The organism is Sinorhizobium garamanticum, assembly GCF_029892065.1.
Taxonomy (GTDB): domain Bacteria; phylum Pseudomonadota; class Alphaproteobacteria; order Rhizobiales; family Rhizobiaceae; genus Sinorhizobium; species Sinorhizobium garamanticum.
This window is the reverse complement of the sequence record NZ_CP120374.1, coordinates 1,771,475-1,798,465: the sequence shown is the minus strand read 5'-3', so window position 1 is coordinate 1,798,465 and position 26,991 is coordinate 1,771,475. Positions and strand designations below refer to the sequence as shown.

32 protein-coding genes are annotated in these 26,991 nt (G+C 62.0%); 11 read left to right on the top strand and 21 right to left on the bottom strand.

Annotated elements, in window-relative coordinates:
• Positions 1 to 54: 54 nt before the first annotated feature.
• Genes pcaG through pcaD form a run of 4 tightly spaced genes read right to left on the bottom strand, consistent with a single transcriptional unit; the run spans position 55 to position 2,650 of the window.
• On the bottom strand, positions 55 to 669 hold the full coding sequence (pcaG, locus tag PZN02_RS28240; RefSeq protein WP_280662244.1) for a protocatechuate 3,4-dioxygenase subunit alpha: 615 nt from the start codon (positions 667 to 669) through the stop codon (positions 55 to 57).
• 10 nt (positions 670 to 679) lie between these two features.
• The gene (pcaH, locus tag PZN02_RS28235; RefSeq protein WP_280662243.1) at positions 680 to 1,429 is read right to left on the bottom strand and encodes a protocatechuate 3,4-dioxygenase subunit beta; all 750 of its coding nucleotides are present in this window, start codon (positions 1,427 to 1,429) and stop codon (positions 680 to 682) included.
• Between the two features lie 14 nt (positions 1,430 to 1,443).
• Entirely contained in the window at positions 1,444 to 1,848 is a 405-nt protein-coding gene (gene pcaC / locus PZN02_RS28230; protein ID WP_280662242.1) for a 4-carboxymuconolactone decarboxylase, read from the bottom strand.
• Positions 1,841 to 2,650, bottom strand: a complete 810-nt coding sequence (gene pcaD / locus PZN02_RS28225) for a 3-oxoadipate enol-lactonase (protein ID WP_280662241.1) — start codon at positions 2,648 to 2,650, stop codon at positions 1,841 to 1,843. Before pcaD ends, pcaC begins: the two co-directional genes overlap by 8 nt.
• Before the next feature lie 93 nt (positions 2,651 to 2,743).
• Here pcaD and pcaQ point away from each other — a divergent pair, with 93 nt between their 5' ends.
• Positions 2,744 to 3,670, top strand: coding sequence for a pca operon transcription factor PcaQ (gene pcaQ / locus PZN02_RS28220; RefSeq protein ID WP_280662240.1), 927 nt, complete (start codon positions 2,744 to 2,746; stop codon positions 3,668 to 3,670).
• A 120-nt stretch (positions 3,671 to 3,790) separates the two neighbouring features.
• A complete protein-coding gene (locus PZN02_RS28215) occupies positions 3,791 to 4,273 on the top strand; it encodes a GNAT family N-acetyltransferase (RefSeq protein WP_425336326.1) in 483 nt (160 codons plus the stop codon).
• Positions 4,274 to 4,318: 45 nt separating this feature from the next.
• Here PZN02_RS28215 and ggt read toward each other — a convergent pair whose 3' ends face one another.
• Positions 4,319 to 6,064: a gamma-glutamyltransferase gene (gene ggt / locus PZN02_RS28210; protein ID WP_280662238.1), complete on the bottom strand. Its 1,746-nt coding sequence runs from the start codon at positions 6,062 to 6,064 to the stop codon at positions 4,319 to 4,321.
• Between the two features lie 101 nt (positions 6,065 to 6,165).
• Entirely contained in the window at positions 6,166 to 6,828 is a 663-nt protein-coding gene (locus PZN02_RS28205) for a sulfite oxidase-like oxidoreductase (protein ID WP_280662237.1), read from the bottom strand.
• A 545-nt stretch (positions 6,829 to 7,373) separates the two neighbouring features.
• On the opposite strand from PZN02_RS28205, the gene PZN02_RS28200 reads away from it, so the two are divergent.
• The 3 genes from PZN02_RS28200 (at position 7,374) to PZN02_RS28190 (ending at position 11,265) form a co-directional block, all read left to right on the top strand.
• Positions 7,374 to 8,459, top strand: a complete 1,086-nt coding sequence (locus PZN02_RS28200) for a glycosyltransferase (RefSeq protein ID WP_280662236.1) — start codon at positions 7,374 to 7,376, stop codon at positions 8,457 to 8,459.
• A gap of 11 nt (positions 8,460 to 8,470) precedes the next feature.
• Entirely contained in the window at positions 8,471 to 9,673 is a 1,203-nt protein-coding gene (locus tag PZN02_RS28195) for a glycosyltransferase (RefSeq protein WP_280662235.1), read from the top strand.
• Between the two features lie 128 nt (positions 9,674 to 9,801).
• The gene (locus PZN02_RS28190; protein WP_280662234.1) at positions 9,802 to 11,265 is read left to right on the top strand and encodes a lipopolysaccharide biosynthesis protein; all 1,464 of its coding nucleotides are present in this window, start codon (positions 9,802 to 9,804) and stop codon (positions 11,263 to 11,265) included.
• Here the strand turns inward: PZN02_RS28190 and PZN02_RS28185 are convergent.
• The 8 genes from PZN02_RS28185 to PZN02_RS28150 all read right to left on the bottom strand — a co-directional run bounded on the left by PZN02_RS28185 (position 11,200) and on the right by PZN02_RS28150 (position 17,464).
• Positions 11,200 to 12,543, bottom strand: a complete 1,344-nt coding sequence (locus PZN02_RS28185) for a polysaccharide pyruvyl transferase family protein (RefSeq protein WP_280662233.1) — start codon at positions 12,541 to 12,543, stop codon at positions 11,200 to 11,202. The two genes, PZN02_RS28190 and PZN02_RS28185, sit on opposite strands and share 66 nt — an antisense overlap.
• 310 nt (positions 12,544 to 12,853) lie before the next feature.
• Entirely contained in the window at positions 12,854 to 13,546 is a 693-nt protein-coding gene (locus PZN02_RS28180) for an SCO family protein (protein WP_280662232.1), read from the bottom strand.
• Between the two features lie 45 nt (positions 13,547 to 13,591).
• Positions 13,592 to 14,065: a c-type cytochrome gene (locus PZN02_RS28175; RefSeq protein WP_280662231.1), complete on the bottom strand. Its 474-nt coding sequence runs from the start codon at positions 14,063 to 14,065 to the stop codon at positions 13,592 to 13,594.
• On the bottom strand, positions 14,062 to 14,187 hold the full coding sequence (locus tag PZN02_RS28170; protein ID WP_280662230.1) for a hypothetical protein: 126 nt from the start codon (positions 14,185 to 14,187) through the stop codon (positions 14,062 to 14,064). Before PZN02_RS28170 ends, PZN02_RS28175 begins: the two co-directional genes overlap by 4 nt.
• Before the next feature lie 10 nt (positions 14,188 to 14,197).
• Positions 14,198 to 14,635, bottom strand: a complete 438-nt coding sequence (locus PZN02_RS28165; protein ID WP_280662229.1) for a DUF411 domain-containing protein — start codon at positions 14,633 to 14,635, stop codon at positions 14,198 to 14,200.
• A 17-nt stretch (positions 14,636 to 14,652) separates the two neighbouring features.
• A complete protein-coding gene (locus PZN02_RS28160) occupies positions 14,653 to 16,137 on the bottom strand; it encodes a multicopper oxidase family protein (protein WP_280662228.1) in 1,485 nt (494 codons plus the stop codon).
• 140 nt (positions 16,138 to 16,277) lie between these two features.
• The gene (locus tag PZN02_RS28155) at positions 16,278 to 16,616 is read right to left on the bottom strand and encodes a hypothetical protein (RefSeq protein ID WP_280662227.1); all 339 of its coding nucleotides are present in this window, start codon (positions 16,614 to 16,616) and stop codon (positions 16,278 to 16,280) included.
• Positions 16,617 to 16,708: 92 nt separating this feature from the next.
• The gene (locus PZN02_RS28150; RefSeq protein WP_280662226.1) at positions 16,709 to 17,464 is read right to left on the bottom strand and encodes an IclR family transcriptional regulator; all 756 of its coding nucleotides are present in this window, start codon (positions 17,462 to 17,464) and stop codon (positions 16,709 to 16,711) included.
• A 186-nt stretch (positions 17,465 to 17,650) separates the two neighbouring features.
• On the opposite strand from PZN02_RS28150, the gene PZN02_RS28145 reads away from it, so the two are divergent.
• From PZN02_RS28145 to pcaF, 3 genes are read left to right on the top strand one after another with little or no spacing between them, the layout of a single operon-like run.
• Entirely contained in the window at positions 17,651 to 18,508 is an 858-nt protein-coding gene (locus PZN02_RS28145; RefSeq protein ID WP_280662225.1) for a CoA transferase subunit A, read from the top strand.
• A gap of 10 nt (positions 18,509 to 18,518) precedes the next feature.
• A complete protein-coding gene (locus tag PZN02_RS28140; protein WP_280662224.1) occupies positions 18,519 to 19,310 on the top strand; it encodes a CoA-transferase subunit beta in 792 nt (263 codons plus the stop codon).
• Positions 19,310 to 20,512, top strand: a complete 1,203-nt coding sequence (pcaF, locus tag PZN02_RS28135) for a 3-oxoadipyl-CoA thiolase (RefSeq protein ID WP_280662223.1) — start codon at positions 19,310 to 19,312, stop codon at positions 20,510 to 20,512. Before PZN02_RS28140 ends, pcaF begins: the two co-directional genes overlap by 1 nt.
• 23 nt (positions 20,513 to 20,535) lie before the next feature.
• On the opposite strand, the gene PZN02_RS28130 is transcribed toward pcaF, so the two are convergent.
• Entirely contained in the window at positions 20,536 to 20,820 is a 285-nt protein-coding gene (locus PZN02_RS28130; RefSeq protein ID WP_280662222.1) for an acylphosphatase, read from the bottom strand.
• Positions 20,821 to 21,333: 513 nt separating this feature from the next.
• On the opposite strand from PZN02_RS28130, the gene PZN02_RS28125 reads away from it, so the two are divergent.
• From PZN02_RS28125 to PZN02_RS28115, 3 genes are all read left to right on the top strand, one after another.
• Positions 21,334 to 22,011 carry an RNA polymerase sigma factor gene (locus tag PZN02_RS28125; RefSeq protein WP_280662221.1) on the top strand — a complete coding sequence of 226 codons (678 nt, stop codon included), beginning with the start codon at positions 21,334 to 21,336 and terminating at the stop codon, positions 22,009 to 22,011.
• Between the two features lie 137 nt (positions 22,012 to 22,148).
• Positions 22,149 to 22,673 carry a DUF4142 domain-containing protein gene (locus tag PZN02_RS28120; RefSeq protein ID WP_280662220.1) on the top strand — a complete coding sequence of 175 codons (525 nt, stop codon included), beginning with the start codon at positions 22,149 to 22,151 and terminating at the stop codon, positions 22,671 to 22,673.
• Positions 22,670 to 22,999 (top strand): cupredoxin domain-containing protein, encoded by a 330-nt coding sequence (locus PZN02_RS28115; protein WP_425336325.1) that lies wholly within the window; start codon positions 22,670 to 22,672, stop codon positions 22,997 to 22,999. Before PZN02_RS28120 ends, PZN02_RS28115 begins: the two co-directional genes overlap by 4 nt.
• 49 nt (positions 23,000 to 23,048) lie before the next feature.
• Here the strand turns inward: PZN02_RS28115 and PZN02_RS28110 are convergent, their stop codons facing one another.
• The 6 genes from PZN02_RS28110 to PZN02_RS28085 form a co-directional block, all read right to left on the bottom strand.
• Complete coding sequence (locus PZN02_RS28110; protein ID WP_280662219.1) at positions 23,049 to 23,774, bottom strand: amino acid ABC transporter ATP-binding protein; 726 nt, start codon at positions 23,772 to 23,774, stop codon at positions 23,049 to 23,051.
• On the bottom strand, positions 23,752 to 24,411 hold the full coding sequence (locus PZN02_RS28105; RefSeq protein WP_280662218.1) for an amino acid ABC transporter permease: 660 nt from the start codon (positions 24,409 to 24,411) through the stop codon (positions 23,752 to 23,754). Before PZN02_RS28105 ends, PZN02_RS28110 begins: the two co-directional genes overlap by 23 nt.
• Entirely contained in the window at positions 24,408 to 25,079 is a 672-nt protein-coding gene (locus tag PZN02_RS28100) for an amino acid ABC transporter permease (RefSeq protein ID WP_280662217.1), read from the bottom strand. The genes PZN02_RS28105 and PZN02_RS28100 overlap by 4 nt, the downstream gene beginning before the upstream one ends.
• Positions 25,080 to 25,154: 75 nt before the next feature.
• The gene (locus PZN02_RS28095) at positions 25,155 to 25,940 is read right to left on the bottom strand and encodes a transporter substrate-binding domain-containing protein (protein WP_280662216.1); all 786 of its coding nucleotides are present in this window, start codon (positions 25,938 to 25,940) and stop codon (positions 25,155 to 25,157) included.
• Positions 25,941 to 25,959: 19 nt separating this feature from the next.
• On the bottom strand, positions 25,960 to 26,694 hold the full coding sequence (locus PZN02_RS28090; protein WP_280662215.1) for a GntR family transcriptional regulator: 735 nt from the start codon (positions 26,692 to 26,694) through the stop codon (positions 25,960 to 25,962).
• Between the two features lie 73 nt (positions 26,695 to 26,767).
• The gene (locus PZN02_RS28085; RefSeq protein ID WP_280662214.1) at positions 26,768 to 26,920 is read right to left on the bottom strand and encodes a hypothetical protein; all 153 of its coding nucleotides are present in this window, start codon (positions 26,918 to 26,920) and stop codon (positions 26,768 to 26,770) included.
• Positions 26,921 to 26,991 lie beyond the last annotated feature (71 nt).

Sequence of the window (26,991 nt, the reverse complement as noted above, 5' to 3'; positions counted from 1 at the left end):
CGGAACGGCGACGTCAAAGACACGAAGCAACGCGGGCAGGCCGCCACGCGATGATCATATATCCAGGAAGACCGTTTCGTTCTCGCCCTGGAGATGAATGTCGAATGTATAACTAGGCGCCGTGCCCGCGGCGACAAGCGTCTCGGCCCGATGACGATGCTCGATCCGGCCAAGCAGCGGATCTTCGGCGTTCGCCGCCGCCTCGTCCGGGAAATACATCCGTGTGTGAAGACCGATATTGATGCCGCGCGCAACGATCCAGAGGGTGATGTGCGGTGCCATCAGGCGACCATCCTTGAACGGCACCCGGCCCGGCTTGACGGTCTCGAAGGTGAAGACGCCGTCCTCGGCGCTCGTCGGGCACCTGCCCCATCCAGTAAAATTCGGGTCAGCCGTTCCGCGCATTTCTGCGGGCGAATTGTAGAGGCCGCTTGCATCCGCCTGCCAGATCTCGACGAGCGCGTCCTTGAGCGGCATTCCCGCCCCGTCGATAACGCGACCCCTGACGGTAATGCGCTGCCCGAGCGTCTTGTCGTTGACCATCGAGGCGCCGAGATCGGTCTTGTAGACGCCCGGAATACCGCAGAAGTTCGGTGTCAGGCCGATATGGACGTAAGGCCCGGCGGTCTGCGAGGCGGTTTCCTTGAGGTAGCCAAGTTCCTGAACCATCGGTTGCCCCTCAGTTGCCTTCCGGCCGGTTTTCGAAGAACGTCGAGCGGCGGCCGCGCAGCACGATGTCGAACTTATAGGCCCTGGCCTCCATCGGGATCGTATTGGCCCAGTCAAGCGGCGCGATCAGTTGCTCGATGGCCCGGCGGTCGGGGATCGTGTTGACAATCGGACATTTGCAGATCATCGGATCGCCCTCGAAATACATCTGGGTTATCAGCCGCTGGGCGAAGCCGTGCCCGAAGATCGAGAAGTGGATATGCGCCGGCCGCCAGTCGTTGACGCCGTTCGGCCAGGGATAGGCTCCGGGCTTGATCGTCCGGAAGAAATAGTAACCCTCGTCGTCGGTGATCGTCCGGCCGCAGCCGCCGAAATTCGGATCCAGCGCCGCGAGATAGGTTTCCTTCTTGTGCCGGTAGCGCCCGCCGGCATTCGCCTGCCAGAATTCGAGCAAAGCACCCCGCACGGGACGGCCGCGCTCGTCGAGCACCCGGCCATGCACGATAATGCGCTCGCCGATCGCGCTCTCGCCGGGTTTGGCGAAGTTGTGGATCAGGTCATTGTCGAGCTCGCCCAGTATCGAATGGCCGAAGACAGGCCCTGTGATCTCGGAGATCGTGTTATCGAGCGAAAGCAGCGCCTTTTGCGGCGAGCGCAGTACGGAGGTCTTGTAGCCGGGGGTGAAGGCCGGCGCGTGCCAGTCACGGTCGCGCTGAAAAAACGCGCCCGTTTCGGGCTTATGGTTCTGGCTGTCCGACATTGTCATTGCTCCCCTCAGGCCGCCTTGCCGGCATCCATGTCAGCCAAGACCTGCCTGGCGATCTTGATCGCGTGGTTCGCCGCCGGCACGCCCGCATAGATCGCCACGTGCAGCAGCGCCTCGCAGATATCCTCGCGGCTCGCCCCGGTGTTGGCCGTGGCGCGGACATGCATCGCCACCTCTTCATCCTGGCCGAGGGCTGCAAGCAACGCGATGGTGACGATCGAGCGCTCCCGTTTCGTCCAGTTCGGGCGCGACCAGACATGGCCCCAGGCGGCTTCGGTGATCAGGTCCTGGAAAGGACGATCGAAATCGGTCGTGGCCGATTGCGCACGGTCGACATGATTGTCGCCGAGAACGGCGCGGCGCGTCGCCATGCCCTGGCGATAGCGCTCGGAGGGCGCAGAGGCGTCACTCATTTTTGTCTCCATGCATGACGAGTTCGAAGAATGGCCGGAGAATCGCGGTCAGGATTTCCGGCTGTTCGACGCAGGGGATATGACCGGCTTCGCGGATCACCTCGTAGCGTGCATCGGGGATAAGCTTGGCCATCGAGAGCACGAGGTCCGGCGGCGTCGAACCGTCGTCCTCCCCGACCACGCACAGCACGGGAACGGCAATTTTCTTGGCCGCCTCCGTGTAATCGGCGTCGCGAACTGCAGCACAGGTGCCGATGTAGCCTGCCACCGGCTGCCGGATCAGCATGTTGCGATAGCCGGTGAAAGCGACATTCTCCGGCCGCCGGAAAGCTGGCGTGAACCAGCGCTCAAGTACAGCGTCGGCGACCGCCTCGATGCCGCCGGCCTCGATCGCGGCGATGCGCGCGTCCCACATCTCCGCCGTGCCGATCTTGGGCGCCGTGTCCGAAAGCACGAGCGCGCGCACCAGATCCGGGCGGCGCTGATAGAGCGACTGCGCGATCAGGCCGCCGACGGAAAGCCCGCAGACGATCGCCTGGCGGACGGCAAGCAGGTCGAGCAGGGCGGCAAGGTCGGTCGCATGATCCTCGATCGAATAGGGAACCTGGCCGACATCGGAAAGGCCGTGGCCCCGCTTGTCGTAAAGAACGATCGCGAACTCGCCGGCAAGGCGGACCACGACATCGCGCCAGATGCGGAAATCCGTGCCGAGCGAATTGGCGAAGACAAGGACAGGCTTTTCCCCCGTCGCACCAATCACCTGATAATGAATCGTGATGTCGTTGATACGGGCGAATTGCACGGCAGATCTCCTCCGTCACCAAATTGGATGTTTGATCTGGTTAGGTAAAATGATATTTCATAGCTTTCCAATAACTCGCAGGTTATGGATTTCATGATCGATACTCGTGTCAAGTTTCGCCATCTACAGACATTTGTCGAGGTCGCGCGCCAGAAGAGCGTGATGAAGGCGGCCGAACTCTTACATGTCAGCCAGCCGGCCGTTACCAAGACGATCCGCGAACTGGAGGAGGTGCTGGGCGTCTCCGTGTTCGAGCGCGAGGGACGCGGCATCAGGATCACCCGCTACGGCGAGGTCTTTCTCCGCCACGCGGGTGCTGCGCTGACGGCGCTCCGGCAAGGGCTCGATTCGGTCTCGCAGGAACGCTCGGGCGATGGTCCGCCGATCCGGATCGGCGCACTTCCGACGGTTTCCACCCGCATCATGCCTCGCGCCATGGCGCTCTTTCTCAAGGAGGAAACCGGCGCCCGCATCAAGATCGTTACCGGCGAAAATGCGGTGCTCCTGGAGCAGTTGCGGGTCGGTGACCTGGATCTCGTCGTCGGCAGGCTGGCCGCGCCTGACAAGATGACCGGGTTTTCCTTCGAGCACCTCTATTCCGAACAGGTGGTGTTTGCCGTGCGCGTCGGCCACCCGCTCATCGCCGGCAGACAATCGATCTTCGCCCATCTCGGCGACTTTCCAGTTCTGATGCCCACCCGCGCCTCGATCATTCGGCCCTTCGTCGAACGCTTCCTGATCGCCAACGGCATAGCCGGCCTGCCGAACCAGATCGAGACCGTCTCCGATTCCTTCGGCCGCGCCTTCGTGCGTTCGAGCGATGCGATCTGGATCATCTCGACAGGCGTCGTCGCGACGGATATCGACGACGGCCTCCTGGCGACGCTGCCGATCGACACCAGCGAGACCAAGGGGCCGGTCGGCCTCACCATGCGCGCCGACGCAATCCCGTCCTTGCCGCTTTCGATCCTGATGCAGACCATCCGCGAGGCGGCCGGGGTGACGATGCCGAAGGCCTGAACGCGGGCCTTTACATTCGCGGCTCGATACCGAGAATGCAGAACCAACATTTTCACGCCGAATGTCATGCCCCAAGCAGCGTTGCAGCTCCAAAATTTTGCCAAGGAACATGCTCGGGAGTTGCCTGCCTGGTTCCCGACGCTGCAATCGCTCATTCAATGGGGCGGTCCGGATGTCCGCTTTCCGCTCGACAACGGTCAGATCGAGGCGATGGTCGCCGAGACGGCCGGGTTGCAGCCGAAGCGCTGGATCTTTTCCGGTCTTGTGCGAGGAGGCGTTGCTGGCCATGCGCAGGTAGCCCTCGACTGGCAAAACGGCGTCGCCCGGCTCAGCCGCGTCGCCGTCAATCCCGTGTTTCGCGGCCAAGGGCTCGCCCGTCCCTTCTTGACGCTTGTCATTCAGCGTGTCTTTGCCGTTCCTGCTTTCGAGCGGCTGGAGCTCAACGTCTACACCTTTAACCGGGCGGCAATCCGCATCTATCTTAGCCTCGGCTTTATCGACGAAGGCGTGCGGCGCTCGTCCGTAAAAGTCGGCGACGAGCGTTGGGACACCGCAATTTACGGCCTGCTGCGGAGCGATCTTCCCAATGGCCACGGTCAGTAACCAGTAAAAAGCCGAGCGGGAAAAGCTCGAGGAATGATGCGAGCGCTAATACCCTCTCGCCGCACCTGCCCCGATACGGCTGTCAACGGCGCCGTTGTAGCGGGCACCGCCGCCGGCCTCGATCTCCTCCAGGTTTTCGCCGCCGACGAGAATGCCGGTGGCCTGTCCCCAGATCTTCCAGCTTTCGTCGATCTCGACGTCATGGCCCATGGCGGCGAGAAGCTTGCGGGTGTCCGGCGACAGCGCATAGGGTTCCATGAACACCTTGTCCGGCAGCCATTGATGGTGAAGGCGCGGCGCGTCGACCGCCTCCTGGATGTTCATGCCGTGGTCGATGACATTGATGATCGCTTCCAGCGTGATCGTGATGATGCGCGCGCCGCCGGGGCTGCCGATCACCATGAAGGGCTTGCCGTCCTTGGAGACGATCGTCGGGCTCATCGACGAAAGCGGCGTCTTGCCGGGCGCGATCGCGTTCGCCTCGCCCTGGACGAGACCGTAGAGATTGGGCGCGCCGGGCTTGGCGGTGAAATCGTCCATCTCGTTGTTGAGCAGGATCCCGGTTCCAGGCGCCACCACGCCCGCGCCGAACGAGCCGTTCAGCGTATAAGTGACGGCGACGGCATTGCCCTCGTCGTCGATGATCGAATAGTGGGTCGTCTCCTTGCTCTCCGTGAAGCCTGCCGGCATCAGCGCCTGCGACACGCCCGCCCTGAACGGTTCGATCTTCGCGCGGATTTCCTTCGCATAGGCCTTGTCGGTGAGTTTGCTGACCGGATTTTCGACGAAGTCCGGATCGCCGAGCGCGGTGTTGCGGTCGACATAGGCGTGCCGCATCGCCTCGATCATCGCGTGCACCGTCTCGGCCGAACCGTAGCCAAGATAGGAAAGCGGATAGCCCTCGAGCACGTTGAGGATCTCGCAGATGATGACACCGCCCGACGATGGCGGCGGCGAGGACACAATGTCATAGCCGCGGTAGTTGCATTTGACCGGTTCCAGCTCGCGAACTGCATATTGCTCGAAATCCTTCTTGGCGAGGATGCCGCCCTTCTCCGCGCTCGCCTTGACGATCGCGTCGGCGATCGCACCCTTGTAGAAGGCGTCCGGCCCCTTCTCCGCGATGCTTGACAGCGAGGCGGCAAGATCGGCCTGGACGAGCTTCTCGCCGACCGCGAAGGGTTTGCCGTCGGGTTTCAGAAAGATCGCAGCCGCCGCAGGATCCTTCGCCAGCCTCTCCGTTTCACCGTCGAAAGACTCGATATCGCCCTGCTCCAGCACAAAGCCTTCCTTGGCGAGCTTGATCGCCGGTGCGATCAAGTCCTTGAGCGGGCGCGTGCCGTAGCGGCTGCGCGCGTACTCGAAACCCATCACCGGCCCTGGCACCCCGACGGCGAGATAGCCATTGGTGCTCAAGCCTTTGACGAGGTTGCCCTTGTCATCGAGATACATCGATTTGGTGGCGGCGAGCGGCGCGCGTTCGCGGAAATCGAGAAAGGTGGTCTTACCGTCCTTGAAGCGGATGGTCATGAAACCGCCGCCGCCGATATTGCCGGCGGTCGGATAGGTGACGGCGAGCGCATAGCCGACGGCGACCGCCGCATCGATGGCGTTGCCGCCCTTCTTCAGAACTTCCACGCCGATATCGGAGGCGAGATGCTGGGCGGTGACGACCATGCCGTGCTCGGCCTTGACCGGCTCCGGCGACGCCGCCTGCGCCGTCGACGGCGATGCCGCCCCAAGCGCGAATATCAAAGCAAAGGACAGGCTCTTCAAGCTCGGACTGCGCATGCTTTCCTCCCGGAACTCAAAATGATTGCCCGCTAGATAACGCCCTCAACCGACGACTGTAGCATCAAAATTCGCCGGTTGCATTTCCGAAGGCGGCCGCTTCAATCGCCGGAATAGCGCTCCTCAAGCCACGGATCGCCGCGCATATGATAGCCGTTCCGCTCCCAGAAGCCGGCCCTGTCGGCGGCACGGAAATCGATCCGCGTCAGCCATTTGGCGCTTTTCCAGAGATAGAGGTGCGGCACGACGAGGCGCATCGGACCGCCGTGGGCACGGCTGATCGGGGCGCCTTCCCAACGCGTCGCGAGGATCGCGTTCTCTGCGGCAAAATCGATGAGCGGAAGATTGGTCGTATAGCCGTCAAAGCTGGTCAGCAGGACATATTCTGCCTCGGGCTTCGGCATCACCTGGTCGATGAGGTCACGCGTCAGCACGCCTTGCCAGCGATTGTCGTAGCGCGACCAGGTCGTGACGCAATGTATGTCGGAGAGACTGTCGCTCTGCGGCAACGACTGGAACGCCTTCCAGTCGAGTGACAACGGCTCCTCGACGAGGCCCGTCACGTCAAGCCGCCAGGTCTCCAGCGCAATATGAGGCTGCTGTCCAAGATCCAGAACCGGCCAGTCTTTGACGAGATGCTGGCCGGGCGGCAGTCGGTCCGTCTCCGGGCGCGCGACGCGCCCCGTCAGGAACTTGCCACCCGCGGCCCATTGCCGCTTGGTGGACGTCAGTTTCGTCTCCGGTACCGGTTCGTCATCGCCCATGCTGCACCGCCGTCGTTCGTCTCAAATTGTGGCACCGATTTGAGGCTCGAAAGGTCGCGGCGTCAAGCGAGTGGTTCGGGCGCGTAGCGATACCCCATTCGAGCTAGATCGAGTGGGTGACTCTCGATTGACTATCTGCGCCCACCGTGACAGTCTCTGCTGCAGTGCAGCAATGCTGCGCGCCTGTCTCGCACGGTCACCCTGCTCGGTGGAGGACTGTTTATCTTGCGGCTGGATCGACACGTTTTCGGAAATTCGCGCATCTCCGCGCCTGCCCCGTGGGTTCTGCCTAGGTGCGTCCTGGTATCGCAGGTTGCGCCGACCAAAGGGCGACCGACCCAACAATTGCCGTCATTCTGGAGTTGATGCCTTTCTCCTCGCCCGTTCGGGTGAGGTGCCAGCCTACTGCATGTTCCTTAAATCGCAGCCGCTTTAAGGACAAAAACATGCAGCAATTCAAAGTGCTACGGCGTCCTTCGCGTGTCTTGTCAGACGCGTCGCGCTGTAGCGGTCACGGCGAAATGCCTGTATGAAGGAGAAGCGGTATGAAGGTTCTGTTTGCCGGCGGAAACGGTTATTATCCGGAGTTCAGCGGCGGCGTTCAGTCGAGCACGCACCACCTCGTCCAGCAGTTGCGTGACCGCGGTCACGAGGCCGGCGTATTGGCCGCATTGTTTGGCGACGGCATGTTCGGCTTCAAGGCGCGCCTCAGGCTTAAGTTGTCCGGCGAGCGTGGCGTCATGGACAGCTTTCCCGGCTATCCCGTCGTTCGGGCCTGGCATCCCTGGGAGGCGGCAAGTTTCGCCGTCAACAAGCTCCGCCCCGACGTTGCCGTTGTGCAGTGCCACAAATCGGTCCCGATCGGAAAGGCGCTGCAGGTGCACAATGTGCCGCTGGTCATCTATCTTAGAAACGTCGAGTTTCACGAACTCGCCGGCGATCTCAGGGAACTGACCGCCGCCCTTTACATCGCGAATTCGGAATTCACCGCCCGGACCTACAAGCAGAAATACGGCATCGACTCGGTGGTGATCCCGCCTACGATCAACCCCGAAACCTACAAGACGCCGACGACGCGGGAATATGTGACCTTCATCAATCCGTATAAGGAGAAGGGATTCGAGCTGGCGGTCCGCATTGCCCAACAATGCCCCGACATTCCCTTCCTGTTCGTCGAAAGCTGGAAGCTCGCCGACGATCACCGGGCGGAAATCGAGAAGATCATCGCGCCGTTGAAGAACGTGCGCCTCGAAAACCGCACCAGCGACATGAAGACCGTTTATGGACGGACAAAAGTCCTCCTTGCGCCGAGCAAATGGGAAGAGGCCTGGGGGCGGGTGGCGTCCGAAGCGCATTGCAGCGGCATTCCGGTGGTCGGATCGACGCGCGGCGGGTTGCCGGAAGCAATCGGCGAAGGCGGCATCCTTCTCGACCATGATGGACCGCTCGAAGAATGGACCGGCGCAATCCGTCGTCTGTGGAGCGACGATGCCGAATATCAACGGCTGTCAACAGCGGCCTCGAAATTTGCCGAGCGCCCACTGATGCGGCCCGACCGCCAGTTTGCGGCATTCCTCGATGTTCTGGATCGCGCTGCCGCGAGCCGCGCCTCTGCGCTCAAGGCCTCTTGAGACCGGCAAGCATGCGCGTCGGTTTCATAGTCGGTCAGTTTCCGTCGCTTTCGGAAACCTTCGTCATCGGCCAGATGGCCGGCCTCTTGCGTCGCGGCTTCGAGGTCGATGTCGTCTGCAACGGGATATCGGATTACAATTTCGCGGATCGGCGGCAGGAGCCGCTCGCCACCCTTCTGGCTCGAACCCGTGACTGGTGGGGCGCGGCGGCGCGCACGCGTCCGGCCATCGAGCGGCTGCCGGCGAAACTTCGCGACAAGGTCTCCACCGCGCTCGACATGTCGTCGGTCGCCCGCCTGAATGAATGCGATGTCCTCGTCGCCCATTTCGGGCACAACGGCGCCCGCGCCGCGCGGCTGAAGAAATGGAAGCGGCTGAAGCCGCCGATCGTCACGATCTTCCACGGCTACGACGTTGGCGTGCCGCTCCATGAGCGGGGGCTCGGCCGTTACAACGACCTGTTCGAATACGGCGCGCTCAACCTCACCGTGAACGACTATTTTCGCCGTGTGTTGATGGAGGCCGGAGCGCCGGAAACCAAGGTCGGCGTCCACCATATGGGGATCGATCTCAAGAAGATTCCCTATGAATGGAAGTCCTGGCGCGGCGTGCCGCTGCAATTGATTTCCGTGTGCCGGCTTGCAGAGAAAAAGGGCGTGGAATACGCGCTCCGCGCGCTCGCCCGACTGCACGCCGACGCGCCGGAACTCGCCTGGCACTACAGGATCATCGGCGACGGTCCGCTGCGGCGAAGCCACGAGGCGCTTGCATCCGAGCTCGGCATCGCCAGGCAGGTCTCCTTCCTCGGCAGCCTCGCCCACCAGGACGTCAAGGAGTGGCTGCGGCGCTCGCACGCCTTCGTGCTGCCGAGCGTTACCGCCAAGAACGGCGATGTCGAAGGCATCCCCGTGGCGCTGATGGAGGCCATGGCCGCCGGTCTGACGGTGGTGAGTTCCAACCATTCCGGCATTCCCGAGCTGATCGAGGATCAGAAGACGGGCTTCCTCGCTGACGAAAGAGACGTCGAGACGCTTGCGAGCCGGCTACGCTTCGTCGCGGAGCATCCCGAGCAATGCGAGGGCGCAGCGCTCCAAGCAAGAAAGAAGGTCGAGGCCGAATTCGACATGGAGGCGCTCGACAACGATTTCGCTGAAATCGTCAGCCGTTTCGCCACGGCGCCGCGCGTCTCATCAGACGCGCAAAGGGCGCTATAGCATTTTGAAAGGCCGCGGGATGGGGAGTGCGCGCGATTTCCACCCGCCTCCCGCTCCAACTCTTTGAAAGACGCAATTCCGGATGGAGGCACACGTTTCCCGGAATTGCCCCAGTCGAGGCAAGTCGCTTGAACGCAGAAAAAATCCAATTCGGTCGGCTCGCACTTCGTGGCGGGCTGGTGACAGGTGGCGCCCAGGCCATTCGCATGGTCATCCAGTTCGTCTCCGTCGTCGTGCTCGCACGTTTGCTGGCCCCGGAGGACTTCGGCCTCGTCGCATCGGTCAGCCCGGTTGTCGCCTTCGTCGGGCTTTTTCAGAACCTTGGGCTTCAACAGGCGGTCATCCAGCGCAAGGAGATCGGCGAGAGAGAGCTTAATAAGGTCTTCTGGATCAGTACCCTCGTTGGCCTTATCTGCACCCTCGTCGTTATCGCGCTTTCGCCCGCCATTGCCATTTTCTATGGCGACCAGCGCATGACGGCCATTGCGATTGCCGCAGCACTGCCGCTGTTGCTCGGCAGCTTGGCGGCGTTGCCGCTCGCTTTGATGAACCGACACCTGAAATTCGGGCAGTTGGCATTGAACGACGTTTATGCCGCGGTCGTGGGCCTTCTCGTCACTGCCGGGGCCGCCTATGTCGGCCTCGGCTATTGGTCGCTTGTCATCGGGCCCGCGGCGTCCGCGGCAGTCGCGCTCATGGCGGCGTGGTGGGCCACGCGCTGGATGCCAGGGCGGCCGGCGTTTGCAATCGACCGCGAGATCATCTCGTTCGGCGCCAATCTCACCGGCTTCAACCTGGTCAACTTCTTCTCGCGCAATCTCGACAACGTCCTGATCGGCAAGTTTTCCGGGCCGATCCAACTCGGCTATTACGACCGCGCCTACAAGCTTCTCCTGTTCCCGCTGCAGAACATCACACAGCCTCTGTCGCGCGTGATGGTCCCCCTGATGAGCCGCATCCAGGAGGACAAGCCCCGGTTTCGCGATATCTACATGCGCACCAACTGGCTGCTTGCCGCGGTCACCATGCCCGGCATTGCGGCGTTGACCTCAGCCGCTGAACCGACCGTCAGCATCCTTTTCGGTGAGCAATGGCTGCCGGTCGCACCGATCTTCGCATGGCTTGGGGTCGCGAGCCTGATGCAGCCGGTTTCGAGCACAACGGGCTGGATCTTCATCTGCCAGGGCGAAACGAAGACGATGTTCCGCTGGGGCATCTATTCGTCGCTGACGACGGTGCTCTCCTTCATCGTCGGCCTGCAATGGGGCGCGATTGGTGTCGCGGCCGCCTATGCGATAAGCGGCTACGTCTTGCGTATCCCGGTGCTCGCCTGGCTTCTGCAGCGGGTGGGACCGGTCTCGGCGATGGATTTCCTTTACGTCCAGGGCCTCTTTCTCGTGTCGGCCCTGGCCGCCTGGATCTGCTACCGGCTGCTGCCGGAAGTCCTGACCGGAAGCTCGGACCTTCTGGCCCTTGCTTCCGCGATCTGCCTCAACTATGGACTGGCGCTCGTCTTTGCCCTTGCGTTACGCCAACCGCGCAAAGTCCTGCTCGAAACCCTTTCGAAGGCCATCAGTGCCATTCGCCGATAAGCCTTCGATTACGGGGCGGAGGAGATCCGCCGCCGACATCGCCGAGGCATGCTCCTCGAGGACCGCCTTGAGGCTGACTTCGCGATAAAGATCGAGATCGCCGACGAAACGGTCGAGCTTGCCGCTCGCCTCTTCCGGCGTCACCGTATCGATATCGAGCAGGACATCTTCAACGCCGACGCGCTTGGCGACTTCCTTGGTCTTGAACTCGTAGGCGATCGGCAGCACCGGCGTGCCGGTGCAAAGCGACATGATCATCATGTGCATGCGCGTCGCCACGACGAAATCGAGGTCTTTGGCGATTGCCATCAATTGCTCCGGCGTGTGGAACGAGGCATCGACGTTCACGTGCTCGGCAATCTCCGGCGCCAGTCCCGAGACGATAAGGGTCGCCGTCTTCGAGTCATCATGCGCATATTCCGGCACACCCTGGCAGGTTGAAATGAACGTGACCTTCTTGCCGTGGTCGCGCACGAGCTTCGTCGCCATCTCGCGAACCGAATCGACGTATCGGCCCATGCCGCCATCGCCGCCCTTGACGTAATGCCAGTGCCGCACGGAGATACCGACGCGGCCGCTCGGTGCCGGGCGGCCGATCATCAGCAGCGCCTTGATCCGCTCCACGTCTGCAAGCGCGAAGACGGAATCGGCGACCACATGGCATTTCGACGGATCGTCGACGAGACCGAGGATATGGTCTCGCGAGCGAACGTCGCGCAGGAGGATCAACGGACTGCGGGCGAAAATCGGTGGCAACATCCGGAGGTTATAAGGTTTCGCGAACGGGCCGAGAGACTGGGTGAAGAAGATCGTCCTCTTGCCAAGCATCTCGCCAAGCTTGAACTGGTTGATGCGCCGCTCAAGCGAATAGTTTTCGACGAGATAGGTGCCGCCGGTGGTGATCACCAGATCGGCGTCCTTGTAGAGTGCAAGGCTATTCCGGTCCTCGTCGCTGAAGAAGCGCCTGTCGAGATAGTTGCCGCTGCCGAGATGGCGGAGCGCCTGGAAGGCTGCCTGGTTGTAGACCTGCTTCAGCGCATTCTTGACGGTGTTGTCGTCGTATTTGTACTTGAAGATCGATTCCGACGGGAGTTTACGAAGCTCGATGTCGGGATACTGCTCCTTTGGATACAGTCGCGCGGCGACTTCCGGCTGGCTGTCGAACACCAGGAATTCGACCTTCTCGCCCAGTATCGATCTCAGGATATGCCTGATCGCGAAAAGAATGGCCGCGTCGCCCGTGTTCAAGCAGACGGTATTTTCGACTACAACTTTCATGTTCCGTCATCCCCGTGTGAAAGTCTCGCCAGACATGGGAGGGCAGTGCCGGCCGACTTGCCGCTTGCGAGCGGTATCCGTGCCCGACGGACAACCCGCAATAGCGTTCTGTCGCGAAGTTTTGGTGAATTCATGGCCGATGGAGCGATTTTTGCCGCGGTGCAGCATAAGGGCGGCATTCCCCTGGCGGGCAACGGAGGTGCGCTACAGCGCCGTGCGTCTTTCAGACGCACAAAGGTCGCTGTATCACTTTGAATTGCTGCATGATTTTCCGATTTAAGGAATCATGCAATAGCGGTGAGACCTTTGCTTACTCGAGAATTGTCTTCAGCCGATCCCACCAACCAGGTTGTTCGCGTCCCGGCTTTTGGACGTTGTTACTGAGGCCGTTGATATAGAGCACCAGGTTGAGCGGATCGAATCTTAGCCCATGGAACTTGGCCGCAAAGCGTCCGCCGCGGTCAATGACGTGCGTGACGGCTCCATGCATCTGCTGGTCGTCTTCCAGCGGTTCGAAGCGGACCTTGTAAGCCTCCGAGAGCTTCCGGGTTGTGTCCTCCGGCTGACCTTGCCGTGTCGTCAGAAACATCCAATTGCTCGGCTCCAATCCGTGCGCAGGACCATAGGCCTTGAGTACTTCAGGCGTGTCCTTTGATGGGTCGGTCGTGATCGCCAGAAACTGCACCATGTCCTTCATCGGCGTAATGTTGATCTTGCGCTGAACGTCGGCGATCACCTCGGAATGAATCGGACACAGATCCGTACAACTCGCAAAGATGAAGTAGAGCACCACGATCTTGTTGGAAAAATCGGAAAGGCGAACCACCTTCCCGTTTGCGTCGGCCAGTTCGAATGGCGGCGCGACCGCCTCATCTATGACCTGGAAGAATTTCTCCGAGCTGCCCATCATCTTGTCGAGATCGGCTCCCGGATGATGCGCCAGCGTGACCGACGCGTTGGCCAGCAACAGCGACAGTGTAGCGATCAGGATTCTCAATTTCATAACCATGCTTTCCAGTTGAGGAGATCTGGCTCGCGGGCGGCACATTTACTGCGCCTCCTCTTGCTCCCGGTGGCTCATCTCCGCCTGATATTGTCTTTCCTGGTCCGGCCAGGTGCTCTTGATGAAGGAAAGGACGGCGCGGATCTCGTCGTCGTCCATCACATGGCCGAAGCCCGGCATATCGCTCCGGTAGCCCCCGCCAACGACCGCCGCCGGCCCATCCCTCGTGATGCGGAGGAGCACGCCGTCCGCGTGATGCCAGGTGTGGCCGGATGCATCGTGGGGTGGCGCCGGCATGCGTCCGGAAGGCAGGGGGCTTTTCCAGTCCCGCTGCCCTTCGAGGTTCCTACCGTGGCAGGCGGCACAGTGTTTGCCATAGAGTGTCTTGCCGAGCGCGATTGTCGCGGCAGGGACATCGCCGCTCGTCATCTTGGCGGCAATCCAAGGCCATGCCCATGCGAGCCCAAAACCCGCCGCGACAAACCCGAGCATCGGGAGGAGAACAAGGGTTCTCCTCATTTACCGCCCCGGAAGAACAAATACTTGAGGAGAGCCGCAGCCCCTAGAACGAGCACGATGACGACGAGCAGCCACACGAGACCCATGCCGTACATCATCATGTCGTTCATGCCTTCCATCATCGGGCTGCTCCTATTCCCTGGCGTAAACGCCGCCGACGCCGCCGGATTTGTTGATCTCCAGCATCTCGAAGGGGCCTTCCTTCGTGCCGCTCATGCCGGGCGAACCCATGGGCATGCCGGGCAATGTCACACCCTTGATGTCCGGCCGCTCGGTCAAGAGCTTTTTGACCGTGCCGATCGGCACGTGACCGCTTACGGCATAGCCGTCGATCATCGAGAGGTGGCAACCCTGGGCCTCGTCCGGAATGCCGGCCTCGCGGCTCATCGCAGCGAGATCATGCGTCGCTTTGACGGTCACGTTGAACCCGTTTTGGCGCAGATAGTCGGCATAGCCCTCGCAGCAGCCGCATTGCGGGTTCTTGTAAAGCATCACGTCCTTTTCGCCGGCGAGCGCGGGGGCACCCGACAGGATGGAGGCAAGGACGACTGCTTTCAGAATCTTGGACATTTGTTTCTCCTTTCGGGTCAGGCGACTCGGAAGACGGCCATCATGCCGCCAGCCTGGTGTTCGAGAACGTGGCAATGGAACATCCAATCGCCGGGATTATCGGCAACGAAGGCGATCTCGACCTTCTCGCGCGGCGAAACCAGCACGGTATCCTGCCATTCCTGATGACGGGTGGGTTGGCCGTTACGGGAAATCACCCGGAACGAATGACCATGCAAGTGGATCGGATGATGCCACGCAGTGGCGTTGGTCATGGCGATGACGTGGCTCCTGTCCTTTGCAAGCGCCAGCATCGGCTTCATGTCGTGGCTGGCCTCGTCGGCGGCGACACCGTTGATGAACCAGGCGGCGCTGGAGGTCATCATCCGCATCATCCCTCCCATCATCGAATTGGTGTGGCCCATCTTGCCGCCCGACGCGCCTCGGCCCATGCTTTCCCCCATATCCCGCGCAACCATCTCGCCCATCATGCCGCCGGTGAAGACGACCTCGTTGCGGGGTGCGCCCTTGACATCCGGTTCCGGCAAAGGATTTGCAGGCAGGGCGAGCGGCCAGTCGGGCGCGCGCTCCCTCAGCGGCGTCGCGTCATAGACAAGATCGACGAGCCGGAACTCCAGACCTTCATAAAACCGATCCGTAACCGCGGCTCGGCTGCCGGCACTGCCGTTCATGTCGATAATCAGGTCGACACGCATCGCCGGCCCAAGCACCACCAGCCCATTGTCCGGCGCATGTGGCGCGACCGGTTGGCCGTCCAGCGCGATCACGACCGGCTCGTGCCCGGCGAAGTCGAGCCCGAAGATGCGGGCGGTGGCGGCGTTGATCAGCCGCAGGCGGATGCGCTCCCCCTTCCTGACGGCAAAACCGTCCGGTACGCGGCCGTTGATAGTCACCGTGTTGCCGACGCGCCCATTGTGGTGGATGTCGTGCCGGTTGCCGAAATCCTCGCTGATCGCCCCCGATTTCGTCAACCGCCAGTCGCCGAGCATCCAGGTCACGTCGCGATCGACGCGCACCGGTTCCAGCTCTTCGATGATCAGCGGGCCGTAAAGCCCGCGCGCGACCTGCTCGAAGCTCTTGTGGTGCGGGTGATACCAGAAGGTGCCGGCGTCAGTCGCGTCGAACTCGTAGACGAAGCTCTCGCCAGCTCCGATGGGCTTCTGGGTTAGGTTCGGCACGCCGTCCATCGCATTTGGTACGCGCACCCCATGCCAGTGGATCGTTGTTTCCTCGGGAAGCGCGTTGTCGACCGCCACGCGCAGCCGCTCGCCCTGGCGGAGGCGGATCTCCGGGCCGGGAACGGTGCCGTTGTACAACCAGGCGGCCATCTCGCCGGGCGGCACGAGGCGAACACGCCCAATGGCGGCCCGCAACGAGATCTCATGCTGGGCGGCAGTGGCCGGCGAGGCCGGCAAAAAAGGAAACATTGCACCGGTCGCGCTTGCGGCCGCCGATGCGATAAAGGCTCGACGCGTCAGCGCCGGCGCAGGGTATCGGGACATGGTTCAACCATCCTGAAGAGCCGATAATGTTTCGCATCGCGCCGGAAGGCGTCTCATGCGAACAGCGATCACAGGCAGCGGAAGGGTCCGCCACGTATGGCCGTTGGCGCCGGCAACCGGGCATGCCCGGCCGATGCCGGCTAAAGGACGATGGTTCGTGGTGGTGGAAGATCGGGCGGGCCGGTGCGGCCGGTTATCTCTTCTGCTGGCAGCGTTGCAAGATCGACCGCCAAAACGGGGAGTTCAAGCTCCGCGGCAGTCGGAACCGCGATGAAGGTTGCAAGACAGAATTGGGCGCAGAGCGAGGTTTTGCCGTCGTCACCTGGCGGACAGCCATCGCAATCGCCCATGTCTCCGTCGGCCATCGCGGCGGGAGACATGGTAAAGGACATGCTGGTCGCATTCGCCGCATGCGCAACGGTGCCCGTGGCAAATACTACGAGCAAGACAATCGCGACGATGCGGGCGAGTCTATCCATAAGCTCATGCTAGCCTGTTTCCGGTTCATGTCCAGTTACAGACTGTCGCAGCCGGCGGTGCCGGCAAAGCTCGTTTTCACCACTTCGACGCATTATTGCACAAGCGGCCGCAGCGCGATTTGCGTCTCCTTGAGCAGGGGCAGGTAGCGTTCCGCGAGTTCGGAGGCCGCGACATGGGCGGCCGGGGCACCGATATTGAGCGCCGCGACCACCTGGCCGCGCGCGTTCATCAACGGCGCCGCGATTGAGCAAAGCCCGAGCTCCAGCTCCTGGTCGATGACCGCATAGCCCTGTTCGCGAACCCGGCGCAGTTCCTGTATCAGTTCTTCCGGATCGGTTTTCGTGCGTGGCGTGTTGGCCTTGAGCTCGGTGCGCTTCAGGATCTCGCGCGCCTCCGCTTCAGGAAGTGCGGCGAGCAGCACGCGGCCCATCGAGGCGCAATAGGCGGGAAGGCGCGATCCTGGCATCAGGTTGATCGACATCACCCGCCGCTGCGAGGCACGCGCCACATAGACGACCTCCGTGCCGTCGAGCACCGAGGCCGAGGCGCTCTGGCCCGCCTTTTCCGAAAGCTGGTCCAGATAGGGCTGGACGAGCGCAGGCAGAGGCGTCGCCGACAGATAGGCATGGCCGAGCCGCAGGATTTTCGGCGTCAGCGTGAAGAACTTGCCGTCGTAGTCGGCATAGCCGAGCTCGGAAAGTGTGAGCAGCGAGCGCCGCACCGTGGCACGGTCGAGATCTGTGATCTTCGCAGCCTCTGCAATCGTCAGGCGGGGCCGCGCCTCCCCGAAGGCCTCGATAACCTTCAGCCCGCGCGCAAAGCCGCTGACGAAATCCGTTTCCCGCATGATTCGCTCATCTCGTTTGTTTGCTCATTTTGTGCGATATATGAACAAATGTCAAATAACGCACAAAAATGTTTGACGAGTGACCCGAAACGAGCGCTTATTTCAGCCATGGCCGATGACGAGAGTCAGGCGGGACCGCGGGTCCCCTGCAGGAAAATTCGGCAACATCAACGGAGGAGGGCCAGGATGGCTCGCATATTGTCGCTCGCCGAGGCGGTCGCCGAAAACGTGAAAGATGGCGACACCGTTGCCATGGAAGGATTCACGCATCTCATTCCCTATGCCGCCGGCCATGAGGTGATCCGCCAGGGCAGGAAGGATCTCTTCCTCGTCCGCATGACGCCCGACATTCTCTATGACCAGCTGATAGGCGTCGGCGCCGCACGGGGCATGAAATTCTCCTGGGGCGGCAATCCCGGCGTAGGCTCGCTGCACCGCTTCCGCGATGCGGTCGAAAATCAATGGCCGCGGCCGCTGGAAATCGAGGAGCACTCCCACGCCGCGATGGCGAATGCTTATGAGGCCGGTGCGGCAAACCTGCCCTTCGCGATGCTCAGGGGCTATATCGGCGCCGACCTGCCGAAGGTGAACCCGAACATCAGACAGGTTACCTGCCCCTTTACCGGCGAAGTGCTCGCTGCCGTGCCGGCGATCCGTCCGGACGTGACGATCATCCACGCCCAGCGCGCCGATCGGAAGGGCAATGTCCTCCTCGAAGGCATCGTCGGGGTGCAGAAGGAGGCCGTGCTTGCTGCCAAGCGCTCGATCGTGACCGTCGAGGAGATCGTCGACGAACTCAACCCGCCCTCCCCCAATTCGGTCGTGCTGCCGACCTGGGCGGTGACGGCAGTCGCCCATGTGCCGGGCGGCGCCTTCCCCTCCTATGCGCATGGTTATTATCCGCGCTCCAACGCCTTCTACATCGCCTGGGACGAGATCGCCCGCAACCGGGAAACGTTCACCGCCTGGATCAAGGAAAACGTGCTCGAGGCGAAGCCCGAGGACTTCGCCAGACATGCAGCAAAGTCGGCAAAGGCCGCGTGAGGAGGCGACGATGACGGATTTCACCCCCACGGAAATGATGACGATTGCCGCATCGCGCGAACTTTCCAGCGACGATGTCTGCTTCGTCGGCATCGGCGCGCCGTCGGCCGCCTGCAACGTCGCCCGGCTGACGCATGCGCCGGACATCACGCTGATCTACGAGAGCGGCACCGTCGGCACCAAGCCGGACGTGCTGCCGCTGTCGATCGGCGACGGCGAGCTTTGCGACACCGCGCTCTTCACTGTCTCGGTCCCGGAAATGTTCCGCTACTGGCTGCAGGGCGGGCGCATCACCACCGGCTTTCTCGGCGGCGCGCAGATCGACCGCTTCGCCAACCTCAACACCACCGTCGTCGGCCCCTATGACCACCCGAAGGTCCGCCTGCCGGGCGGCGGCGGCGCGCCGGAGATCGCCTCCAATTGCGGCCGCATCTTCATCACCATGGCGCTCTCGAAGCGCGGCTTCGTCGAGAAGCTGCCCTTCATCACTTCGATGGGCCATGGCGAAGGCGGAAACCACCGCGAACGGCTCGGCATGAGGACGAAAGGCCCGACCCGCGTCATCACCGATCTTTGCATCCTAGAGCCCGATCCCGAGACGAAGGAACTGACCGTCGTCTCGATCCATCACGGCGTCACCCGCGATGAGATCGTCGGAAACTGCGGCTGGGCGATCAAGTTCGCCGACACCGTCATCGAGACGCCGGTGCCGACGGAAACGGAACTTGCAGTGTTGCGCGACATCAACGCCCGCACCAAGAAGGCCCATCAGGGCGCCGACAAGGGTAAGGAGGCCGCCTGATGCGCGACGTTTTCATTTGCGACTACATCCGCACGCCCATCGGCCGCTTCGGCGGCTCGTTGTCCTCGGTGCGCGCCGACGATCTCGGCGCGATCCCGCTCAAGAGTCTCCTGGAGCGCAACGCCTCGGTCGACTGGGAAGCGGTCGACGACGTGATCTTCGGCTGCGCCAACCAGGCGGGCGAGGACAACCGCAACGTTGCGCGCATGTCGCTGCTGCTCGCCGGATTTCCGCTTTCCGTTCCCGGCACGACTATCAACCGGCTTTGCGGCTCGGGAATGGACGCTGTCATTACCGCCGCGCGCGCGGTCAAGTCGGGCGAAGCCGAACTAATGATCGCCGGGGGCGTCGAGTCGATGTCGCGCGCGCCCTTCGTGCTGCCGAAGGCCGAAAGCGCCTTCTCGCGGCATGCCGAGATCCACGACACCACCATCGGCTGGCGTTTCATCAACCCCTTGATGAAGAGGCAATACGGCGTCGATTCCATGCCGGAGACGGGCGAGAACGTCGCCGAGGACTATCGCGTTTCCCGTGAAGACCAGGATGCCTTTGCCGTGCGCAGCCAGGCCAAAGCCGCGGCGGCACAGGCGAACGGCCGCCTTGCCAAGGAGATCGTCTCGGTCACCATTCCGCAAAAGAAGGGCGAGCCCGTCGTTGTCGACAGGGACGAGCACCCCCGGGCGACGACGATGGAGGCGCTTGCCAAGCTGAAGGCACCGTTCCGCGAAGGCGGCACGGTTACCGCCGGAAACGCCTCGGGCCTCAACGACGGCGCAGCGGCGCTCATCATCGCCTCGGACGAAGCGGCGAGAAAACACGGATTGACCCCGATCGCCCGCATCCTCGGCGGCGCGTCGGCGGCCGTGCCGCCACGCGTGATGGGCATCGGCCCGATCCCCGCCTCCCGCAAGCTGATGACGCGGCTTGGCATGAGGCAGGAGCAGTTCGACGTGATCGAACTCAACGAGGCTTTCGCGAGCCAGGGACTGGCGGTGCTGCGCGAGCTCGGCATCGCCGACGATGACGCCCGTGTCAACCGCAACGGCGGTGCGATCGCGCTTGGCCATCCGCTCGGCATGTCGGGCGCGCGCATCACCGGAACGGCAGCATTGGAACTCGCCGAAACCGGAGGGCGCTATTCGCTCTCGACCATGTGCATCGGCGTCGGCCAGGGTATCGCGGTCGCGTTGGAGCGGGTATGACCCGCGCCAGGTGGGCCGTCGAGTCAATCGGTGATGTGAAACCCCAAGGGGGCATGCACGGACGAGGCATCTTCGCTCTCGACGTTTGACACCCGTGCCGCGGGCGGGCCCTTCCAGAACCGGCTCAGCATCGTCGAAATCGCCGCCTCCGGCCCGGCAATGAGGGCCGTGACGGAGCCATCGCGCTCGTTGCGAACCCAGCCCGCCAGGCCGAGCTGTACCGCTTCGTCGCGGGTCCAGATGCGGAAGGCGACGCCCTGCACCCTTCCAGTGATCCGGACCAGAGCCGCTTTGCGATCCTCCGCCATGACCGCCTCCTTCCTGTTCGGTCCTCTGAATCTGGCGCAGACTGCGCCGAATGCAAGCGCATCGGTCTGGTAAACGGTGGCCCGCATCAGGCCATGCGTACGAGGCACCGCGCCGGCACCGTTTCCGTTCAGAAAATCTGCCTCCCGGCCTTGAAGGCGCTGCATCGCAACACCATTGTATGATTAATCGATAGAGCTTCCTCCTCCCTGCTCTATCGTGGATCGGCAACCCTCCTCCTCCCAGTTGCCGATCAGAATCGAAAGCCCGGCGCCCCTCCTCCCGCGTCGGGCTTTCTCTTTTGAGGGCGCTGCATGTTTCCTCAAATCGTAGCCGATCTATGGATAAAAACATGCAGCAATTCAAAGCGCTACAGCGTCCTTTGCGCATTTGAAAAGACGCGCGGCGCTGTAGGGGTCGAAGCGCGTAGGCGATCGCGATAAAATGACCCAACCTGCACATTTGGGAACGTTTCAGCGGGTCCGGCATCCAATGTGCGACAAGGAGCCTCGACCATGCCCATCGCTGAGAAAATCCCCTCCCGAAAACGCGAGACCTCGCCGCAAGACATCGACGCCTTCCGCGTGATCATGCAGACGCACAATCGCAAGCTCTACCGGCTTGCCCGAAGCATCGTGCAGAACAACAGCGATGCGGAGGATGTCCTCCAGGACGCCTATTTCCGCGCTTTCACGCATTTTTCCGAATTCCGCGGCGACTCGGCAGTCGCCACTTGGCTGTCGCGCATCGTGATCAACGAGGCCTTGGGCCGGCTGCGCCAGGGGCGGCGCAGGAGGCGGCTCACCGAAGATATGTTGCAAACGCACCAGGCGGAGATCATCGCCTTCCCGCGCAGCGCAGACACGGATGATCCGGAAAAAACAATGGCACAGCGACAGATTCTCGACCTTGTCGAAAAGGCGACCGATCAGCTTCCGGACATCTACCGCACCGTCTTCGTCATGCGGGTGATCGAGGGCCTCAGCAACGAAGAGACTGCCGATCTGCTGGCACTTCGCCCCGAGACCGTCCGGACGCGGCTCTTCCGCGCGCGACACCTCATCAAAGAGCAACTAGAGAGACAGATCGGTCCGCTTCTGCTCGACGCCTTTCCCTTCGCGGGAAAACGTTGCGAGCGCCTGACGGAAGCCGTCCTCGCTCGTATCCAAGTGCCAGGAGGCGGCGACAGATAATCGGGAACGTTTCGGCCCGCGAAGCATCCAAAGCACGTCAATTGCACATCACGCTTTGAACTTCTACAGCGCCGCACGTCTTATCAGACGCGCAAAAGGACGCTGTAGCAGTCTGGATTGCTGGAAAGGAACATCCGATGACCATACGCTTAACCACCGCAGCCGCTGCAATCGCCCTGTTGCTCGGGGGCAATTGGGCGCTCGCAGGCGACAAGCCGACGGATCCGCAGATCGCGCATATCGCCTACACCGCAGGTGTGATCGATGTCGAAGCGGCGAAACAGGCCATTGCAACGTCGAAAAACAAGACCGTCGTCGAATTCGCCGAAAGCATGGTGCGCGACCACGAGTCGGTGAACAAGCAGGCGCTCGATCTCGTCAAGAAGCTCAATGTTACGCCCGAGGACAACGACACCAGCAAAGCTCTGTCGCAGGCGGCCGAAACCAAGCGTTCGGAACTGGCGAAGCTGACGGGGGCGGACTTCGACAAGGCCTATGTCGAGAACGAGGTCGCCTACCATAAGCAGGTCAATGGTGCGCTGGAAACCCTACTGATCCCGTCTGCGCAAAATGCCGAGCTCAAGTCTCTGCTCGAGACCGGGCTGAAGCTGTTCCAGGGGCACCAGCAGCACGCCGAACATGTCGCGACGGAACTGAAATGACCGCGGCAGTGAACCCGCTAAGATCGGCCATTCTCGCCCTGTTGTTGGGAACGGCGGCCATCGTCGTTCCCGCCCGGGCAGAAACCATTGAGGTAACGATCGACCGCCTCGCCTACGCGCCCGTGGAGATCGAGGCGAAGGTGGGCGACGAAATCGAGTGGATCAACAAGGATGCGCTCGTTCACACCGCCACGGTGAAGGGAGGGGCGGACGTGCTCCTCCCCGCGAAGAAATCAGCTCGCCTCCTGCTGCAGGAGCCGGGCAGCTTCGACTATATCTGCCGCTACCATCCCAACATGAAAGGCCACATCACCGTGCGCCCTTGACGCCACGGGGAGAGAGCGACCGGCCGGGTGTCCGCCGGCCGGTCGCCTCTCAATGCACGCCTAGAAACTGCCTCAACTCCGGCGTCTGAGGATTGGCGAAGACGTCCTCCGGCCGTCCGATCTCGTGCACGCGGCCCTGATGCATAAAGACGACACGCGAGCAGACGTCGCGGGCAAACTTCATCTCGTGCGTCACCATCAGCAGCGTCATGCCTTCGGCGGCAAGCTCGCGCACGACCGCCAGCACTTCGGCGACCAGTTCCGGATCAAGCGCCGAGGTGATCTCGTCGCAAAGCAGCGCCGTCGGCTGCATCGCAAGCGCCCGAGCGATCGCCACGCGCTGCTGCTGCCCGCCGGAGAGTTCGTCCGGATAGGCGTCGAATTTTTGCTCCAGGCCAACGCGCTCCAGCATCTTGCGGGCCATGGCTTGCGCCTCTGGTTTCGGCGTCTTCTTCACCACCATCTGCGATAGCATGACGTTGCCGCCGACCGTCAGGTGCGGGAAGAGATTGAACTGCTGAAAGATCATGCCGATCTTCAAGCGAAGCGCCTTCAGGTGCACTTCATCGTCGAGAAGCTGGGCGCCTGCGACGGAGATCGAGCCCTTGCTGATTGTCTCGAGCCCATTGATGCAGCGAAGCAGCGTCGACTTGCCCGAACCGCTCTTCCCGATGATCGCGATCACCTCGCCCGGCTCGACATCGAGATTAATGCCCTTCAGGACCTCGTTCTCGCCGTAGCTTTTGCGAACTTCAGTGATTTCGATGAGCGACATTGAGCTTCCTTTCGAGGATCTGGCTGCTTTGGGAGAGCGGCCAGCAAAGCGCGAAATAGATGAGGGCGACGAGGCCGTAGACGGTGAAGGGCTGGAAAGTGGCGTTGGTGACGACAGTGCCGGCCTTCGACAGTTCGACGAAGCCGATGATCGAGGTCAGCGCAGTGCCCTTGACGACCTGAACGGAAAAGCCGACCGTTGGTGGAACAGCGATCTTCATTGCCTGGGGCAGGATGACGTAGCGCATCTGCTGCAAGCGGCCCATGCCGAGGCTGGCGGACGCTTCCCATTGCCCTTTGGCAATCGCCTCGACGCAGCCGCGCCAGATTTCTCCGAGAAAAGCGGCGGACCAGAGGATCAGCGCCAGTCCGGCGGCGAGCCAGGCGGGGACGTCGATGCCGAAAAGGCCAAGCCCAAAAAAGGCAATGAAGAGTTGCATCAGGAGCGGCGTGCCTTGGAAAAGCTCGATATAGTATTTCGCCAGCGACTGCAGCCACGCGCGCTTGCTAATGCGCAGGAAAAGCAGGCCCAACCCGACGATGCCGCCGCCAACAAAAGAGACGAGTGACAGAACGATCGTCCAACGGGTGGCAAGCAGCAGGTTCCGCAAAATGTCCCAGATCGTGAACTCGATCATCGCGCCGCCCTCCTCGGAAAGATGAGCCCGCCAACCATCGCCAGCACCTGGCGAAGCAGCACCGCAAGCGCCAGATAGACGGCGGTCGAGACGATATAGGCTTCGAAGGCGCGGAAGGTCCTCGACTGGATAAAGTTCGCCGCGAAGGTCAGGTCTTCCGCGGCGATCTGGGAAACGACGGCCGAGCCGAGCATGACGATGACGACCTGCGAGGAGAGCGCCGGCCAGATCCGCTGAAGCGACGGCACGAGAACCACGTGGCGAAAAGTTTCGAAACGCGTCATGGCAAGGCTGGCGCCCGCCTCGAACTGCCCCTTCGGCGTCGCCTGGATGCCGGCCCTGATGATTTCGCAGCTATAGGCACCGAGGTTGACGACCATGGCGATATTGGCCGCCTGCAGTTCACTGAGCTTAAGGCCGAGCGACGGGAGCCCGAAGAAGATGAAGAAGAGCTGGATGAGGAACGGGGTGTTGCGGATCAGTTCGACGTAAAGCGCAACGATCGGCTTCAACCAGGCGGGGCCGAGCGCCCTGACCCAGGCGCAGAAGATGCCAAGCGAAATGCCGGCAACGGCGCCGACCGCGATCAGTTCGACCGTGATCCCGATCCCCTTGACGATCTGCGGATAGTATTCGGCGAGCCAGCCGAATTCGAATTGATAATTCAAGGCGCACCCCTGTTTGGCAAACATTCGGCGCCGCCATCCCGTCTGGTAACCCCGCGCGGGATGGCGGCCGGCTGATCAGAGATCGGTGGGCAAATCGCTTCCGAGCCATTTCTGCGAAATGGCGTTCAACGAACCATCGGCCTTGGCGGCGGCAATGATACCGTTGACCTTTTCGAGGAGCGCGGGCTGTTCCTTGCTGAGCCCGATGTAGCAGGGCGAATTCTTGATGAGGAACTTGAGTTCCGGCCGCTTCGGCGGGTTCTTGGCGAGAATGGCCGCGGCGACGACGTTGCCGGTCGCGACCGCTTCCACTTGCCCGGAAAGGAAGGCGGAGATCGTGCCGTTGTTGTCCTCATAGCGCTTAATGACCGTGTCGGTCGGCGCGACCTTCGTCAGTTCCAGATCTTCGACAGCGCCGCGAGTGACGCCGATCACCTTGCCGGCGAGTTCCTCGGGCTTCGCGGCGGCGAATTCGGCAGGTCCGAAAACGCCATTGAAGAACGGCGCGTAGGCGGTCGAGAAATCGATCACCTTCTCGCGCTCGGGGTTCTTGCCGAGGCTTGAAATCACCAGGTCGACCTTGTTGGTCTGGAGGTAGGGAATACGGTTGGCGCTGGTGACCGGTACGAGCTCAACCTTCACGCCCAATTTCTCGGCAATCAGATTGGCCATGTCGATGTCGTAGCCCACCGGCGCCATGTCCGTCCCGACGCTGCCGAATGGCGGAAAGTCCTGGGGAACTGCGACGCGCAGCGCGCCGCGCTCGGTGATGTCGCCGAGAGCATCGGCGTGGGAAACGGAACCGAAGCCGACGGCTGCGGCGAGCGCCGCCATGGCGACGAAAAGTCTTCTTTTCAGCATTGAGGTCATTCTCCTTTGTTTACGGTTTGGTTTTGCGCGACGCCTTTGAAGACGAAACTACGGTCTGGGGAGGAAGCGAAAGCGAACGCCTGAGATCGGCGAGCGGATCCGGGCGCCTTGTGAGGTCCAGCCCCGTCTCGACCTCGTCGAGGTGCTCGACGGAAAGTGCTGCTGCCTTCAGGAAGTCGCCTTCCTCCATTGCCGCGACGATGCGGCAATGGCCGAGATGGGACTGCATGGCGTGAAAATCGGACTGGTAGAGCATCGAAATCAGGATCGTGCGCGCAGTCAAATCGCGCAGGATGTCGACGAGAATGGCATTGCCGGCGAGTTCCGCGATGCGGATGTGGAAATCGCCCATCAGGCAGGTCAGGCGCTGCCGATCACCGGCGGCAATCGCCGACTTCTCCTCGGCGAGATGGGCATTGAGGCTTGTGAGGCCGGTTTCCGTCAGGCGGTCCATGGTGCGCAGTAGCCCGGCCTCGATGACGCGGCGCGCCTCGTAGACCGTCATCGCCTCCTCGGCGGAAGGCTCCACCACGAACCAGCCGCGCCGCGGGCTGACATTGACGATGCCGCGCGCCTCCAGCCGCATCATCGCCTCGCGCACGCGGGTGCGCGAAACCTCGAAAAGCGCGGCGAGCTGGTTTTCGCTCAGCCGCGTGCCGGGACGGATGCGGGCGGAGAGAATGGAAGAGACGATGGCCTCGTCGATGCCATTCTGTGCTGACTGCTGTGGCGACAAATCTTGCATACAAGGCGAGCAAGCAAGCGTCGTGCCAATTTCAGATCGTTATGTTTTCAGCAACTTGCCGGCTAGGCCTTGCCTATTTGGTGATCAGCAATGCTTTCCGGATGATTATTTGTGCGCCTTCTCTGCCGCCGGAAGCTCCGCCGACGTCTTGCCGAAAATCGAAGGCAAAGCAGAGCATTCGGCGGCGTGTAACGCGCAGATCGCCGAAATCGGTGAGGCTTTCCATTCCGGCCCAACCGAGCGCGGTGCCGATCCTTCCGAAGAAAGGCGCCGCGCGCGATGGTCGCGAGCTAGCGC